Genomic DNA, 14,337 nt, shown 5'->3' with positions numbered 1-14,337 from the left:
GCTGTTTTGTTTAATTAATCGTTGTGTTCCATTCTGTCAGCATCGCTCCACATTTCTTCCAGGCTGTAGAATTTCCTGGTTTCCGGCTGAAAAACATGCACAACTACATTTACATAGTCAACCAAAATCCATTGCTGAGCAGTGAAGCCCTCATGCTTGTAAGGCTCTTCACCCACCTTTTTCTGGACCTCGTCAGCGACAAAATCAGCTATTGCCCGTACTTGTGTGTTGGAATTCGCTTCACATATAATGAAGAAATCGGCCACAGCTTCAGGAATCTGGCGAAGATCCAGGGATACTATATTTTCTCCCTTTTTATCCTGAATGGCCTGTATGATGGTGGTAAATATTTCACTTTCTCTGGTTAAGCGCGTCTGCGCTTTTTTCCTCGTGCTCAGAACGGTTAAGGGTGCCAATAAATCACGTTTTTGTTAAAAATAATCTTTAATTGTCAAAGTTACTAAACAAGCATTAATATAAGCTTGAGAAAATCACCATATGGGCGTCAATCCTGTTAAGAAAATAATAAAATGAACTACTTTTCCAGCTGAAATTCAGACTAAAAAGGATTCAAGTGATAGGACACCCGTTTTATATCCTCGAAAGTGTTGACAGCACCAATAACTATGCCATGGCACAGGTCAATTCCGGCGATGTGACATCCGGTACAGCCTGGTATACCGGCAACCAAACCGCAGGCAAAGGCACCCGTGGTAAAAAATGGCTCGCCGAACCCGGCGATATCAGCGCACTAACCGTTGCCATACATCCCGGATCGCTGCCACTTTCCAGCCAGTTCATGCTAAGTATCGTCATCGCCCTCGGTGCCCATGATTTCCTCTCCAAATACGCCGGAGACGACACCATTATTAAATGGCCCAATGATATTTACTGGCGTGACAGAAAGGCAGGAGGTACCCTCATCGAAAATGTGATCAGAGGTACCAGCTGGCAATATGCCATCATCGGCATCGGCATCAACCTCAACCAGGCAAAATTCCCGGATGAACTCAAAAATGCCGTCTCCCTGCGCCAAATCACCGGCAAAACATGGGAAGGCCCCATCATGGCCAAAGAACTATGCTCCTTCTTTGATCTGCGCGTTAATCAACTCCAGACAGTTGACCACCACGACCTGCTCAAAGAATATAAATCCAAGCTTTTCCGCTTCGGTATACCCTCCCCATTCAGAATTAACGGGGAAATATATACCGCTACCATTGTAGACGTACAACCTACCGGACATATTGTATTGGAAAGAAACGGTAACCTCGAAGAATACGGATTCGGTGAAATCGAATTTATCCTGGGCTAACATCTTCCTGTAAACTACAACACAGATATAATAAAAAAGTCTCTACGATGTAGAGACTTTTTTTCCAAAGGGGTAATATAATAATTTAGAAAATATTCTTGTTTTTACTTAGCGCAAATCCTTGCTGCTTAAGCTCATCATAAAGCGCGATGATAACAAGATTTTGGTTGATAAAGGCGTTAACAAATTGTGAAATTTCTTTGCAATTATCAAAAATAAAAATGCAATTGTGTTGCATTTAAACCAAAACATCAGTAAAATCAAGGGTTTCACTTCATGTGAATTTTTTAGACACCCATTATTTTATCTGTTAAAGAAGTGGTAAATTTGAAAATGTCTTCGAAAAAAGTAACCCTCCCCAACAGTATTCGTACCCAAAAAATGTCTGAGATCAATAACGATCTCCTACTTTTTACAGATCGTGAACTTCGCCCTAAAGCACCTGTTCACGGCAGCTTCGCCATATACTCCCGGAAAGACACCCCGGTCAAAGCAGATATATCCGCCTCCAGAAGAGATTATTACAAAATAGTACTGATCACCAAAGGAACCGGTATCTATACCGTAAATGACAGACAACATGAAATAGATGGGCCAACATTGATTTTTCTTCACCCCGACCAGGTCAAAAGCTGGCATGCCACTTCAGAAGAGCAGGACGGAACCTACATTCTATTTAATGAACACCTCTTCGAAAACCAGCAGCAGGAAATCCTGAACTACCCACTGCTGCAAAGAGAAGGACAGGCGGTATACAAAATAACAGACACACAGACAGTATACCTGGCCTCTATTTTCAGACAACTGATGAAAGAATTCAATGAAGATGCAGCCTTTAAACAGGAAGCCATCCTCATCTACCTGAAACTGGTGTTACTGGAAGGAAGAAGAATCGCACAGGAAGAAGCCGCACCCGTACGGCAACTGACAGCCGCTCAAATGCTGGCCTTCCGCTTCACCGACAAACTCGAGAAGCAATTCCCGATCGAACATCCGCATCAGCAGGTAACATTAAAAACAGCTAAGGAATTCGCCACCTTTCTCAACACACATCCCAATCACCTGAACGCCTGCGTAAAACATACCACAGGACGCACTGTCAGTGAGCATATACGGCAGCGTGTAGTACTGGAAGCCAAACTCCTGCTCATTCATACCGATTGGCCTATTGCTGATATCGCATGGAGTCTGGGTTATGAAGATCCCGGTAACTTCACCCACTTCTTCCAGAATCACTGCCACCAGTCGCCAAATTCATTCCGTCACCAGTCCGCTCTTTGATATTAACAAGAATCCCTTTGCACAATACAATTTCTCTGCTGCCTCCCCATTGTACTTTTGTATCATACTAATCAGATACAAAATCACAATATTATGCAGTACAGAAAACTTGGAAAAACAGGAGCATCAATATCCGCAATAGGACTGGGTTGCATGGGAATGTCATTCGCCTATGGCAACGGACAGGAATTTGATAACAACGAAGCTGAATCACTTTCTACGCTGGAACTCGCACTGGAACTGGGCATCAACCTGCTGGATACAGCAGATATGTATGGAAAGGGCGCCAATGAAATATTACTCTCTAAATTACTCGCCACTAAAAGAGATAAAGTTTTTCTCGCCACTAAATTCGGATTCCGTTTCAATGACGATAACAGTACCTGGTTTGATGGCTCACCAAAATACCTGAAACAGGCCTGTGAAGCCAGTCTCAAACGGCTCGGCATAGATGTAATTGATCTGTACTACGCTCACCGTATATCCGACACCGTACCGGTAGAAGAAATGGTTGGCGCCATGGCTGAACTGGTGAAAGAAGGCAAAGTGCGTTACCTCGGCCTCTCTGAAGCCAGCGCCGACTCACTCAAAAGAGCTTATAGCGTACATCCGATAGCAGCACTGCAAAGCGAATACTCCCTCTTCTCACGGGACGTGGAAGGAGATATTCTGCATACCGCCAGAGAACTGGGCGTTTCCTTAGTGGCTTACAGCCCGTTAGGTCGTGGTATGAGTACGGGCACTCTCACCGATACTAACCAGCTCGCCGAAGGAGATTTCCGCAGAAATATGCCAAGGTTCCAGGGTACAAACTTTGAACAAAACCTCGAAACAGTAAATGCTTTAAATGCTTTTGCAATTAATAAAGGTATTTCAACAGCTCAACTGTCGCTCGCATGGTTGCTTGCACAGGGAGATGATATTATCCCGATCCCTGGTACCAAACGCAGAAAATATCTGACTGAAAATGCAGGCGCTGCGGATGTAATGCTCACCAGTGAAGACCTGACCGCGATTGATAACATTCTCCGGTCACATCAGGTAGCTGGTAACCGTTACCATGATGCCGGTATGAAACTGGTCAACAGATAAAATTTGTTAAAAAAGCAATACGAAAACGGGACGGATGTCTATCCGTCCCGTTTAATTATTTATGAGAATAAGTAACTATTTTGTTTTCTTGTAACCCCAGTCCTGGAGCCACTTCACCATCTTTTCCCTGTAATCGCCCTGAATCAGGATCAATCCGTCTTTTACACTTCCGCCTGTACCACATTTTGTTTTCAGGTCTTTTCCCAATTTCTCCAGGTCAGCTTCTTTACCGATAAAGCCATCTACCATCGTCACTACTTTACCTGCACGCTGTTTGGTATCCAGCTTAACACGAAGCTGCTGGCTCTCCGGCGCTAACGTGTCTGCTTCTGTTTCCGGCTCCGGCGCAAAATTGTAATTGGGATCGGTGGAATATACTATACCGCTGTTATTTGATTTTTTCTTTGACATCTTTCTACGTTTTAAACGTTAACTATTAACGATCATCTGGATGGCACCCGGTTTTACTTTAAGTTCCAGCGAGTTGCCGTTCAGCGGCACTGCATCACCATCTACCTGCAGGTATTGTAAGCTGCTTCCTGAAACGTTGATCGTTTTACCTGTATAATGTTTAAGATAACGTGTTTTATCAATATTTCCCAGCAAAGAATATAAACTAACCGGCAGCAATTGCAGGAAATTGACAGGAGGCATTACGCAGAGGTCCAGCAAGCCGTCAAAAACACTTGCTTTAGGCGCCAGTTTAAACTCATAGCCAAACTGGTTACCATTGGCCACTGTCAGCAGAAACGCCTTTTCTTCCAGCTTTTTACCATCAATACTGATGCTGTATGCTTCCGGCTTATAGCTGCTGAAACGTTGGATAACCAGTTTTGCGTAGCCATAGAGGCCACGTTTGGTGGTATGTCTGAATTCATCTGCTACCAGTGCATCGAAACCAACGCCGGCATTGCTGAGGAAAAGATGTCCGTTGGCATAACCTACATCCATGGGTTTCCTGGCATCAGCGAGGATAACCTGCATGGCTTTGTTTACGTCCAGCGGGATTTTCAATGCACGCGCAAGGCCGTTACCGCTTCCCAGCGGAATAATGGCCAGGGCAGTATTACTATCTACCAGTCCCTGCGCGATTTCGTTGATGGAACCATCTCCACCAACGGCTACTACCGTGTGAACCCCGTTTTTTACTGCTTCCAGGGCCAGATCTTTACCATGGCCAAGGTAAGCCAGGTGGGTTACCTGCACATCATACCGGTCTGACGGGAAATTCTTCGTGATGGCTCCCTCCAGTTTCTTTTCCCTGTCGGTTCCCGCTTTCCGGTTGATGATAAATAAAATCTTCTTCAAAATAATCAGATAATAATCGCTTTCAGGCTGAGATCCAGACTTACAGCATGATGGATAATAGCACCAACGGAAACGTAGTCTACGCCTGTTTTGGCGTATGCCTCGATCGTATCAAGGTTGATACCACCGGAGGCTTCCGTTTCCACTTTTCCATTGGTGAATTTCATAGCTTCAACAATCTCATCGGGACTAAAGTTATCGAACATAATACGATCTGCATGTCCCGTTGCAAGCGCTTCTTTTACATCGTCGATATTGCGGGTTTCTACCTCTATTTTCAGGGGAAGATTCCTTTCTTTCAGATAAGCAACTGTTTTGCTCACAGCGGCGGTAATGCCACCGGAAAAATCAATGTGATTGTCTTTCAACATAACCATATCATACAATCCCATACGATGGTTTACACCACCACCGATACGTACTGCTTCTTTTTCCAGCATACGGAAGTTAGGAGTGGTTTTACGCGTATCGAGGATTTTGGTATGATAATCTTTGATTTTTTCTGCATACTGGTGCGTGAGGGTAGCGATACCGCTCATACGCTGCATGCAGTTTAATACCAGGCGCTCCGCCATGAGGATGGTATGGATCGCAGCCGTCACCTCAAATGCAACCTCACCGGCTTTCATGGTATCGCCGTCCTTTTTATAGGGCGTGAATACCGTATACATATCAAGATAGCGGAAAACAGCCTCAGCCACCTGCATACCTGCAAGTATACCATCTTCCTTAATTTTCAGTCGCGCACTACCTTTTGTATCGGCAGAAATACTAGCCAGGGTAGAGTGGTCCCCGGTGCCGATATCCTCTGCCAGGGCGCTTCTGATAAATGTATTAAGCGCAGTTTCGTTTAACATGAATCATATTTTATTCGCCTGTGGCGATGTTTATATTTTGTTGTTTTCAGGGAGATAATTTCCCTGGAAAGTTACCTGTCTGAATAACTAAACCGCCGCAAAAATAAAAAGTGCTCCGCAATATTATGCGGAGCACCAGATTTTTCAACTGAATTATATAGTAAATATTTACTTTGTTTCGAAGCGAAGTTCATTCAATACCATGCTGGTGCCCTTTTTCTGAAGGAAAAAGGTAACACGGTAATTGCCACCGGAAGTGGTCAGGTTACCAACGCCAAAACGGGAACCTTCACCTCCCTGATGGATCAGTTCGAATGATTTTACCTGGTTCTTGGCAAAGAAATCTTTCAGGATAATATCAGCCTGTGCTTTACTATATGCGCTGGATTTACCTGCAAGGTTAATTTCTACGGTATTGTCCAGGTAACGGAATAAACTACCCGCGTCACCTGCTTTCATAGCTGTAACTACATCTTCAAAAGGCCCAGCAACTGTAACTTCGTATGAGCTTGCCGACAGCGTAAATGCTGAAATAACTCCTCCCAACAATATCCCCAGCACAATCAAAAGCTTTTTCATTGTCAGTTATTTAATTAAAAATGTGATTCTTCCAACTCAAATTAAAAGCGAAAACTATGCCAAAGGCCTTGTAACTCAACAAAATCCCATCATCGTGGTAGCAATGAAAGGTTAAACAATAACAAAAGAATAATATGTATCCAAAATACCATGTATAAATATCAAGTAAGCCCTGCCAAAAAGGGTTTCAGAATTTTCGAGTAGCTTTAACCCCCGAAATATTTAGAAAGTATTTCAACGCTTTATGAGTATTTTCACCCCCTGAGTATTAAAACTTACGAAACTTAAATATAATCTTAACCGGATTGGATATGGAAAAGAAAAGAGCCATTCTCGTAATTATGGACGGATGGGGCGAAGGAAAAGTACCTTCTGCAGATGCCATTGCTAACGCTAAAACTCCTTTTGTAAGCAGCCTGTACAATAAATACCCGCACAGCAACCTGATCACCTGTGGCGAACAGGTAGGTTTACCTGAAGGTCAGATGGGTAACTCTGAAGTTGGTCACCTCAATATCGGTGCCGGCCGTATCGTTTATCAGGAACTGCAACGCATCAACGTGGCTATCCGCGATGGTGAACTGGCTAAAAACCAGGTATTACTGGATACACTCGCTCACGCGAAAAACAATAATAAAGCCCTCCACCTCATCGGTCTGGTAAGTGATGGTGGTGTACACTCTCATATCAGCCATCTTAAAGCGTTAACTTCTATCGCTAAAGAAAATGGTGTGGAGAAAGTATTTATCCATGCCTTCACCGATGGCCGTGATACCGATCCTAAAAGCGGCCTGGGCTTCCTCGAAGACCTGACTGCTCACCTCCAGACGTCAGGTGGCAAAATCGCCTCTGTAACGGGTCGTTATTACGCTATGGACCGCGACAAACGCTGGGAACGTGTTAAACTGGCCTACGATGCTTTAGTAAAAGGCACCGGCACCCCAACCCAGGACGTTATCACTGCAGTGAAAGCTTCCTATGCAGAAGGTGTTACCGACGAATTCATCAAACCAATCATCGTTACCGGTGAAAATGGTCAGCCACTGGCTACCATCCAGGAAGATGATGCCGTACTGTGCTTCAACTTCCGCACAGACCGCCCGCGTGAAATCACACAGGTACTCAGTCAGGAAGCCTTCCCTGAGTTTGATATGACGCCGCTGAAACTCTACTATACCACCATGACCGAATATGACAAAACCTACAAAAATGTACATGTCATCTTCGAAAATGATAACCTGAACATGACACTGGGTGAAGTGGTTGCAGGCGCAGGTCTGAAACAGATCCGTATCGCGGAAACAGAGAAATATCCGCACGTTTCCTTCTTCTTCTCCGGTGGCCGCGAAAAAGAATTCGATGGCGAACGCAGAATCATGGTGCCTTCTCCTAAAGTGGCCACCTATGACCTGAAACCAGAAATGAGCGCCAACGAACTCACGGATGCAATCGTTCCTGAAATTGAAAGCAAATCAGCAGATTTCATCGCGCTCAACTTCGCCAATGCCGACATGGTGGGCCATACCGGCGTATTTGAAGCCGCAGTGAAAGCAGTTGAAACAGTTGACCATTGCGTGGAAAGAGTAGTAACTGCTGCTCTCGCAAATGATTATACTGTATTCCTGACCGCTGATCATGGCAACGCAGATTTCATGATCAATGCAGATGGCACTCCTAATACTGCCCATACACTGAACCTCGTACCGTTCTTCATCATTGATAAGGATTTTAAAGGTACCCTGAAAGATGGTAAACTGGGTGACTTAGCCCCTACCATCCTGCATTTCATGGGCGTTCCTGCTCCAAAGGAAATGACAGGAAATTCATTGGTGTAAAAAATCTGATTTTTTATAAGAGATTAAAGGTTGTCGCATATATTTGTGACAACCTTTTTTCATGTAAACCTACGGTACTAGCCAACTTACCAGGTACTAGATAATTAAATATCCTTTTTTCTGATACCCTGTAACATTTGACTATAAACCGACGTTTTACTATCACCAATTAGTATATTTCTCAGTCTTAACGACTGATATTCATAATTTTAGTGCTCTCGACAGATTTGCTCATGCATCGATGCGCCGTTTTCACGGCGCATTTTTTATGCCCCTTTTAAATAGTAATTTTGCACCTATGAAGTACACTTCCGGCATTATACTAATCATCATATTTGCAGGCGTTGTTGGATGCAATAACAACGTGAAGGATACAAAGACAGGCAAACAGGATAAATTCATTGATATCCCTGCCTACTTCAAATCCGAAGAACAACAACTGATTCAATCAGGCATCACCTTTCAAAAAAAGGTTACCTTCAACGGGAAATCAGAAGCTGTTGCCATAGAAAGTAAGGATACCAATGCAATTCAGCATCTCCTTAAACCATTCCTGGATATTGATCTTAACAAACCTTCCCTGGTAAATGAATATGACACCACCAGCCTCACAGACCCGTTCTCCGGCAGAAAGTCTATCATTTACAAGTCAAAAGGAAAACAAACAAATCCGGATGAAATCACCATGGAAACAGATAAGAACGGTACCATCCAACAGGTAACCGTTCAGTCATATACTTCCAGCCTGGTATATGAATACAGACAACATCTCGTATACCAGCGGGGAAAAGCGATCATGATCAATACTTATCAGAGAATAGCTTTCCTCACCCCAAAAGAAGTGGAGATAACAGCTAAAAAAGAAGACAAAAATCAATTGTAAAGATGACAGGAGCGGAGTTTCAGAGCATTTCACACACCATCCCTGTAGAAGCCGGGATTTACAAATACTATGACGAGCAGGGCACGTTACTGTATGTAGGTAAGGCTAAAAGTCTGCGTAAAAGAGTCAGCTCCTATTTTGTAAAAAATCACGACAACTATAAGACGAGAAAACTCGTTCAGCATATCCACCATATTGAGTTTACCATTGTAGACTCAGAACAGGATGCGTTTCTGCTGGAAAACTCGCTTATAAAGCAGTTCCAGCCCAAGTACAACATCAATCTGAAAGACGATAAAACATATCCGTATATCGTCATAAAACACGAAGCTTTTCCGCGTGTATTCCTTACCAGGAATGTCATCAAGGATGGCTCTGAATATCTCGGGCCATTTACCTCCGTAGGCCGCGTCCGCGAACTGCTGGAAGTAATAAAAAACAACATCCCGTTAAGGACCTGTAACCTGAACCTTTCAGAACAGAATGTCCGTAAAGGAAAGTATAAGGTTTGCCTGGAATATCACCTGGGTAACTGTAAAGGCCCCTGCGAAGGACTGCAAACGGAAGAGGATTACAGGGAAGGCCTGCAGCAGGTCCGTAACGTTCTGAAAGGCAACCTTACGCCGGTAATGAATATGTTCAAGGAACAGATGATGGAACATGCCGCCAATATGGAATTTGAAAAGGCAGAAATCCTGCGTAAGAAGATTGATAGTCTGCGCGAATATTCTGCCAAATCAACCATTGTTAATACCCGTTTGGGTAATATGGATGTCTTTTCCATCATCAGCGAGGGCAACCATGCCTATGTAAATTACCTCCGTATTCTCAATGGGACCATTGCCGACACCAAAACCGTGACGCTGGAAAAACAGCTGGAAGAAGGAGAGGAGGAAGTGCTTACATATGCGATCGCGTATATGCGTGATGTATTTAAAAGTATCAACAGTGAGATCGTGGTACCTATTCCGGTAGAATACCCGGAAAGCAATGTTACCATTACCGTTCCCAAAGGCGGCGATAAGAAGAAATTGCTGGAGCTCTCAGAAAAGAACGTCAATTATTTTAAAGAGGAGTTATACAGGAAGAAGATATTGCACCTCGAGGGCAAAAGCGACATGGAACGCAAGCAGGTATTGTACCAGCTCCAGGCCGACCTGGAACTGCCGGCACTGCCATTGCATATTGAGTGTTTCGATAACTCCAACTTCCAGGGGGCATATCCGGTGGCTGCCTGTGTGGTATTCAAGGATGGTGTTGCTTCCAAAAAAGATTACCGTCATTTCAATATTAAAACGGTGGAAGGCATCAATGACTTTGCCTCCATGAAAGAAATCGTTTACCGCCGGTACAGCAGGTTGCTGGCAGAAGCCCAGCCATTGCCCCAGCTGGTAATCATTGATGGTGGTAAGGGACAGCTGGGATCAGCCATGGAAAGCATCCGTGAATTGAATCTCATCGGCAGTATGACCGTCGTTGGGCTGGCAAAAAATGAAGAAGAAATCTTCTTTCCCGGGGATTCAGAGAGTATCAAACTGCCTTTCAACAGTGAGAGCCTGAAACTGATCCGGAGAGTACGTGATGAGGTACACCGCTTTGGTATTACTTTCCATAGAAATAAACGTAGCAAAGGGACCTTTAAAAACGAGTTGGAAAGCATTAAGGGAATCGGTGAAAATACCGCCACCCAGCTGCTGAAAACTTTCAGATCGGTGAACAAGGTGAAACAATTATCACTGGATGATCTCACCAATGAAGTGGGAGCAGCAAAAGCCAGACTGATTTATACACATTTCCATGGCGATGCGCCTGCTCCCGGAACTGTTAAAGAATAACTGATTTTATATACACGGCTGTCTCTGACAGCCGTTTTTGTTCTATACCGCATACATATTTGCGCTCACAATGGCTCGTTGCGCCTGCAGGATATGCCTGCGTATATGGGCAATCAGGTAGCCAAAAGTATCTCCTGCGGAGATTTTTATCCATTTAGACATAGATATCGGCACCCGTACTTTTTCGAGGTCAACCCTGCTGGCTGCTACCAGTAGCTGCTCCATGCTTTCCTGCTGCCGGATGAATTCGGCCAGTACAATCTCTACTACCAGTTCAGTACCCGGGCGGAAATTACCGGGGGCTGACATTTTGGTTTTAGGAAAGCCATTAGCCTGTGGCTCGAGAAGCCTGGTAAACCAGGCGCCAAACCATCCTGATTTGAATGCCGCTTTGGGCTTTACACCTTTTCTGACTGCTTTTTCGATGGCTTCTCCGATGGCAGGGAGGTAGAATCGTCCGAAGGAGTTGAGGTGTTCGAGGCACTGTATGGCACTCCAGGAATCCGGATTGGGAGATTGGAGCAGGATGGCATCGCTCTGGCCACCGAAGCGGCTGATAGCAACCAGCCTGATGGTAGCAATCTCTTCTTTCAGCTCCGACAGTAATTGTTGGGAATTAACGGGGGCCATAACAGGAATATTTGGAACAAATCTAAAGCATTAAAAGGAATCGGGGAATGGGTATAAAAGCAAAGTGGTCTCTACTTTTGGTAGAGACCACTTTATGTATAATCAGGTTAAGTTGTAGCGATTAGTATTGCCAGAGATCCTGTTCTTTGTTGAAGATACGATCTTTAATAGCCTGACCTTCCATGAGGCGCATTACACCATCTTTGATGTAATCTTTGATTTCGCGGTTATAGGTGTTTTGTTCTTTCACGATATAACTGCCAAAGAAGCGCATTTCGAAGAGGTCTTCCCAGGAGATGGTAGATGCGTCGTTATTTTGGTTATAAACGTCGTATTTAGCCAGTACCGGGCGCAGGTCAGGGTAGTAAACCCAGAACAGCGGGATGGATGCACGGTATGATCCGTCGTCGTTGAGGCGGGTCATGAGTGGTGCGATACCGAGGATACGTACTTTCAGCTGAGATGCTTCTTTATCGAACACCCATACTTCTTTGATTTTGTACTGTCTGATAGTAGTAGGATCGAAGTCGTCGCGGGTGGTTACCTGTTTTTCTTCGTTGGTAACCGGGTCGATACTTGTTACTGTTCTTTCCTCACCGGTGAGTTTCTTTTCGATATCAGCGTAAGGCATTACAGTAGTGAAGCGATCGTCGATAGGACTAAAGGCTTCTACATCCTTATTTTTAATTGCCTGGAGCAAGATATTGATAAACAGTTGATTGGTACCTGCTTCATCTTCCACGTTAAATTGGAAGGGCAGGTTGATTTTTTCCCTGATGTCGATGATCTGCCATACACGTTTTTCCCAGAATCTATCATCCTCGCGGATGTAGTCGTAAGTGATAGGAACACGTTCTCTGGCGAGGTTTCTTTCCACTACTCCGTCGATACGCAGCGATTTACGCGGGGTATCTACTGGTGCGGCTGCAACAGGAGCTGCGGCTCCAGGAGGGGGAGGAGTTGCAACAGCGTTACCTGTTGCTGGATTAACCACCGAGTTGGGGTCTTGTTGTGCGGTGTTCTGTGTTGCTTTTTTGCGACGGGTAGAGCCACCTTTACGGGTGCTTTGCGCGTCTGCAGCAGTTGCCAGCATTACCAGCAACATAGTGCACCATCCAATTCTGTTAAACAATACTGCTCGCATATTTCAGCAATTATAAATCCGTTAGTTTAATTTATACATAGTGTTAGCCATGGTACGTACAACACCGTCTGGTCCTTTTACTTTAGGGCTTTCGATGTGAACGATATCTCCAGGGCGTAACGCGCGGATAGCACCAGCGATGTTCGCAGGGAAATAAGGAGAAGAAGCATCACCTTCTACATAATCCTTACCTCTTGATTCGATACCAACGCGGTAGCTAACCACATCATATTTAACACCTTCGAATTCGAAGTCTTCCAGTACAGCGCGAACACCCATCTGGTTTCTGAATTCAGCGGCTTTAACTGTACCACCTTTGTAGTTACCTACCTGCAGAGAAGGATCCGGAACGCGTTTTACGCGGAATTCCTTTTTACCCAGGTCTCTGGTTTTACCGTCGATGTTGGCAACAACATTGATGGTAGCTTTACCGGTTTGGCTAACAGTAACTACATAGTTACCGGCGCCGGTTTTGGTGATATTACCTGCACCTGCGATAGTTGCGGATACCTTTTCAGCAGGTACACCGGCAGCGGTGATGGAGATCGGGTTTTGAACACCGATATACAGCACGTTCATTTTATCAGCAGAGATAGCGGTAGCAGAAGCACCAACATTATAGGTTTCAGAGAAAGGATACGATTTTGCTGCACCACCAGTAGGATCTGGCAGTGATATTGTACCAGAAATGGTTTTTTCTCCGATACCACCTACCTGTGTGGTGTAGGTAGCTAAACCATCTTTAGCTTCGATTGTCTGACCATTAACGGTAACAGAAGGATTTACTGTAGTGCTGTAGGCACCTACTGCGATTTGTGCAGTTACAGTCTGGCCTTCCATCAGGTTTTTAGAGTTCAGTGATACGAAAGGTCTGATCTGGTCAAATTTGAAATCTTTCTCGCTGATTTGCTTGAAGAGGTCATCAATGATAGCAGACTCAGAGTTTTTGATATCATTCTGGAATTTACTTAACAGGGTAACTGCAGCAACAGTAGGAACCATGTTGAAGTGGTAGGTAGTCCAGGATTTTTTAGCGTCGCCGCCATGAATGGATTTACCTACTTCAACTCTCAGAGGGAGTGATTTATCAAATTGTGCTTTCTTATCAGGATTTACATAAGACAACAGTTGTTCACGGAGCTTGATCAGTTTAGCTTCCAGCGCCGGACCCTGTTTCTGGTTTTCCATTACGTAAGTAGGAACATCCAGATTGCTTTTGCCTTTAATTTCACCGTTTTCATCCAGTCCATCAGATTGTTTGATGATGGTGTCTTTCAGGTTTTCGATGAAATCATATACTTCTTTAGAAGCAGCTTTTACCTGTTCAGCTTTTGCTTTGTACGGGCCTACTTTTTCGGCCTGACCTTCCATCTGCTTTGCAAATTGTTCATAGATGAAAGCATTCTTAGCAGCCAGGGAGCTGTTCGAATTGATGATAGAGTTATTTACGATACTAAATGCGTTCAATATTTCAGCAGACACGTTCAACGCCAGCATGGCCGTGAGGACCAGGTACATGATGTTGATCATCTTCTGCCGGGGATCTTTAGGTAGTGCCATAGTTTGTTTTCGGATTTA

The 14,337-nt window shown here is 44.4% G+C and carries 14 protein-coding genes; 6 read left to right on the top strand and 8 right to left on the bottom strand.

Translation table 11 applies throughout. The features are described from left to right. Positions 1 to 14 precede the first annotated feature (14 nt). Positions 15 to 416 carry a ribosome silencing factor gene (rsfS, locus tag F3J22_RS04265; RefSeq protein WP_167014621.1) on the bottom strand — a complete coding sequence of 134 codons (402 nt, stop codon included), beginning with the start codon at positions 414 to 416 and terminating at the stop codon, positions 15 to 17. Positions 417 to 574: 158 nt separating this feature from the next. Here rsfS and F3J22_RS04260 point away from each other — a divergent pair, with 158 nt between their 5' ends. The 3 genes from F3J22_RS04260 to F3J22_RS04250 all read left to right on the top strand — a co-directional run bounded on the left by F3J22_RS04260 (position 575) and on the right by F3J22_RS04250 (position 3,688). Beyond that, entirely contained in the window at positions 575 to 1,315 is a 741-nt protein-coding gene (locus F3J22_RS04260) for a biotin--[acetyl-CoA-carboxylase] ligase (RefSeq protein WP_167014619.1), read from the top strand. Positions 1,316 to 1,648: 333 nt separating this feature from the next. Next, positions 1,649 to 2,596 carry an AraC family transcriptional regulator gene (locus tag F3J22_RS04255; RefSeq protein ID WP_167014617.1) on the top strand — a complete coding sequence of 316 codons (948 nt, stop codon included), beginning with the start codon at positions 1,649 to 1,651 and terminating at the stop codon, positions 2,594 to 2,596. A gap of 93 nt (positions 2,597 to 2,689) precedes the next feature. Further along, positions 2,690 to 3,688, top strand: a complete 999-nt coding sequence (locus F3J22_RS04250) for an aldo/keto reductase (RefSeq protein ID WP_167014615.1) — start codon at positions 2,690 to 2,692, stop codon at positions 3,686 to 3,688. A gap of 75 nt (positions 3,689 to 3,763) precedes the next feature. Here F3J22_RS04250 and F3J22_RS04245 read toward each other — a convergent pair whose 3' ends face one another. From F3J22_RS04245 to F3J22_RS04230, 4 genes are all read right to left on the bottom strand, one after another. Beyond that, positions 3,764 to 4,099 carry a translation initiation factor gene (locus F3J22_RS04245; protein ID WP_167014613.1) on the bottom strand — a complete coding sequence of 112 codons (336 nt, stop codon included), beginning with the start codon at positions 4,097 to 4,099 and terminating at the stop codon, positions 3,764 to 3,766. An 18-nt stretch (positions 4,100 to 4,117) separates the two neighbouring features. Continuing rightward, positions 4,118 to 4,996: a diacylglycerol kinase family protein gene (locus tag F3J22_RS04240; protein ID WP_167014611.1), complete on the bottom strand. Its 879-nt coding sequence runs from the start codon at positions 4,994 to 4,996 to the stop codon at positions 4,118 to 4,120. Between the two features lie 5 nt (positions 4,997 to 5,001). Then, on the bottom strand, positions 5,002 to 5,853 hold the full coding sequence (nadC, locus tag F3J22_RS04235) for a carboxylating nicotinate-nucleotide diphosphorylase (RefSeq protein ID WP_167014609.1): 852 nt from the start codon (positions 5,851 to 5,853) through the stop codon (positions 5,002 to 5,004). Between the two features lie 168 nt (positions 5,854 to 6,021). Then, entirely contained in the window at positions 6,022 to 6,432 is a 411-nt protein-coding gene (locus F3J22_RS04230) for a DUF4783 domain-containing protein (RefSeq protein ID WP_167014607.1), read from the bottom strand. Between the two features lie 311 nt (positions 6,433 to 6,743). Here F3J22_RS04230 and gpmI point away from each other — a divergent pair, with 311 nt between their 5' ends. The 3 genes from gpmI to uvrC all read left to right on the top strand — a co-directional run bounded on the left by gpmI (position 6,744) and on the right by uvrC (position 10,985). Continuing rightward, the gene (gene gpmI / locus F3J22_RS04225) at positions 6,744 to 8,267 is read left to right on the top strand and encodes a 2,3-bisphosphoglycerate-independent phosphoglycerate mutase (RefSeq protein ID WP_167014605.1); all 1,524 of its coding nucleotides are present in this window, start codon (positions 6,744 to 6,746) and stop codon (positions 8,265 to 8,267) included. A 298-nt stretch (positions 8,268 to 8,565) separates the two neighbouring features. After that, positions 8,566 to 9,150, top strand: coding sequence for a hypothetical protein (locus tag F3J22_RS04220; protein ID WP_167014603.1), 585 nt, complete (start codon positions 8,566 to 8,568; stop codon positions 9,148 to 9,150). 2 nt (positions 9,151 to 9,152) lie between these two features. After that, a complete protein-coding gene (uvrC, locus tag F3J22_RS04215) occupies positions 9,153 to 10,985 on the top strand; it encodes an excinuclease ABC subunit UvrC (RefSeq protein WP_167014601.1) in 1,833 nt (610 codons plus the stop codon). A 42-nt stretch (positions 10,986 to 11,027) separates the two neighbouring features. On the opposite strand, the gene F3J22_RS04210 is transcribed toward uvrC, so the two are convergent. From F3J22_RS04210 to gldM, 3 genes are all read right to left on the bottom strand, one after another. Beyond that, positions 11,028 to 11,615: a DinB family protein gene (locus F3J22_RS04210; protein ID WP_167014598.1), complete on the bottom strand. Its 588-nt coding sequence runs from the start codon at positions 11,613 to 11,615 to the stop codon at positions 11,028 to 11,030. A gap of 121 nt (positions 11,616 to 11,736) precedes the next feature. Next, positions 11,737 to 12,759 (bottom strand): gliding motility protein GldN, encoded by a 1,023-nt coding sequence (gene gldN, locus F3J22_RS04205; RefSeq protein ID WP_167014596.1) that lies wholly within the window; start codon positions 12,757 to 12,759, stop codon positions 11,737 to 11,739. Positions 12,760 to 12,780: 21 nt separating this feature from the next. Further along, positions 12,781 to 14,319, bottom strand: a complete 1,539-nt coding sequence (gene gldM / locus F3J22_RS04200) for a gliding motility protein GldM (protein ID WP_167014594.1) — start codon at positions 14,317 to 14,319, stop codon at positions 12,781 to 12,783. Between the last annotated feature and the right edge of the window lie 18 nt (positions 14,320 to 14,337).

The organism is Chitinophaga sp. Cy-1792 (assembly GCF_011752935.1).
Lineage (GTDB): Bacteria > Bacteroidota > Bacteroidia > Chitinophagales > Chitinophagaceae > Chitinophaga.
Note: the sequence above shows the minus strand (reverse complement) of the source record. Positions and strands in the feature narration are given on the sequence as shown.

Coding starts and splice junctions, on each gene's coding strand:
- F3J22_RS04255 (WP_167014617.1), top strand. CDS start 1,649: ATGTCTTCGAAAAAAGTAACCCTCCCCAACAGTATTCGTACCCAAAAA.
- F3J22_RS04250 (WP_167014615.1), top strand. CDS start 2,690: ATGCAGTACAGAAAACTTGGAAAAACAGGAGCATCAATATCCGCAATA.
- F3J22_RS04245 (WP_167014613.1), bottom strand. CDS start 4,099: ATGTCAAAGAAAAAATCAAATAACAGCGGTATAGTATATTCCACCGAT.
- nadC (WP_167014609.1), bottom strand. CDS start 5,853: ATGTTAAACGAAACTGCGCTTAATACATTTATCAGAAGCGCCCTGGCA.
- F3J22_RS04230 (WP_167014607.1), bottom strand. CDS start 6,432: ATGAAAAAGCTTTTGATTGTGCTGGGGATATTGTTGGGAGGAGTTATT.
- gpmI (WP_167014605.1), top strand. CDS start 6,744: ATGGAAAAGAAAAGAGCCATTCTCGTAATTATGGACGGATGGGGCGAA.
- F3J22_RS04220 (WP_167014603.1), top strand. CDS start 8,566: ATGAAGTACACTTCCGGCATTATACTAATCATCATATTTGCAGGCGTT.
- uvrC (WP_167014601.1), top strand. CDS start 9,153: ATGACAGGAGCGGAGTTTCAGAGCATTTCACACACCATCCCTGTAGAA.
- F3J22_RS04210 (WP_167014598.1), bottom strand. CDS start 11,615: ATGGCCCCCGTTAATTCCCAACAATTACTGTCGGAGCTGAAAGAAGAG.
- gldN (WP_167014596.1), bottom strand. CDS start 12,759: ATGCGAGCAGTATTGTTTAACAGAATTGGATGGTGCACTATGTTGCTG.
- gldM (WP_167014594.1), bottom strand. CDS start 14,319: ATGGCACTACCTAAAGATCCCCGGCAGAAGATGATCAACATCATGTAC.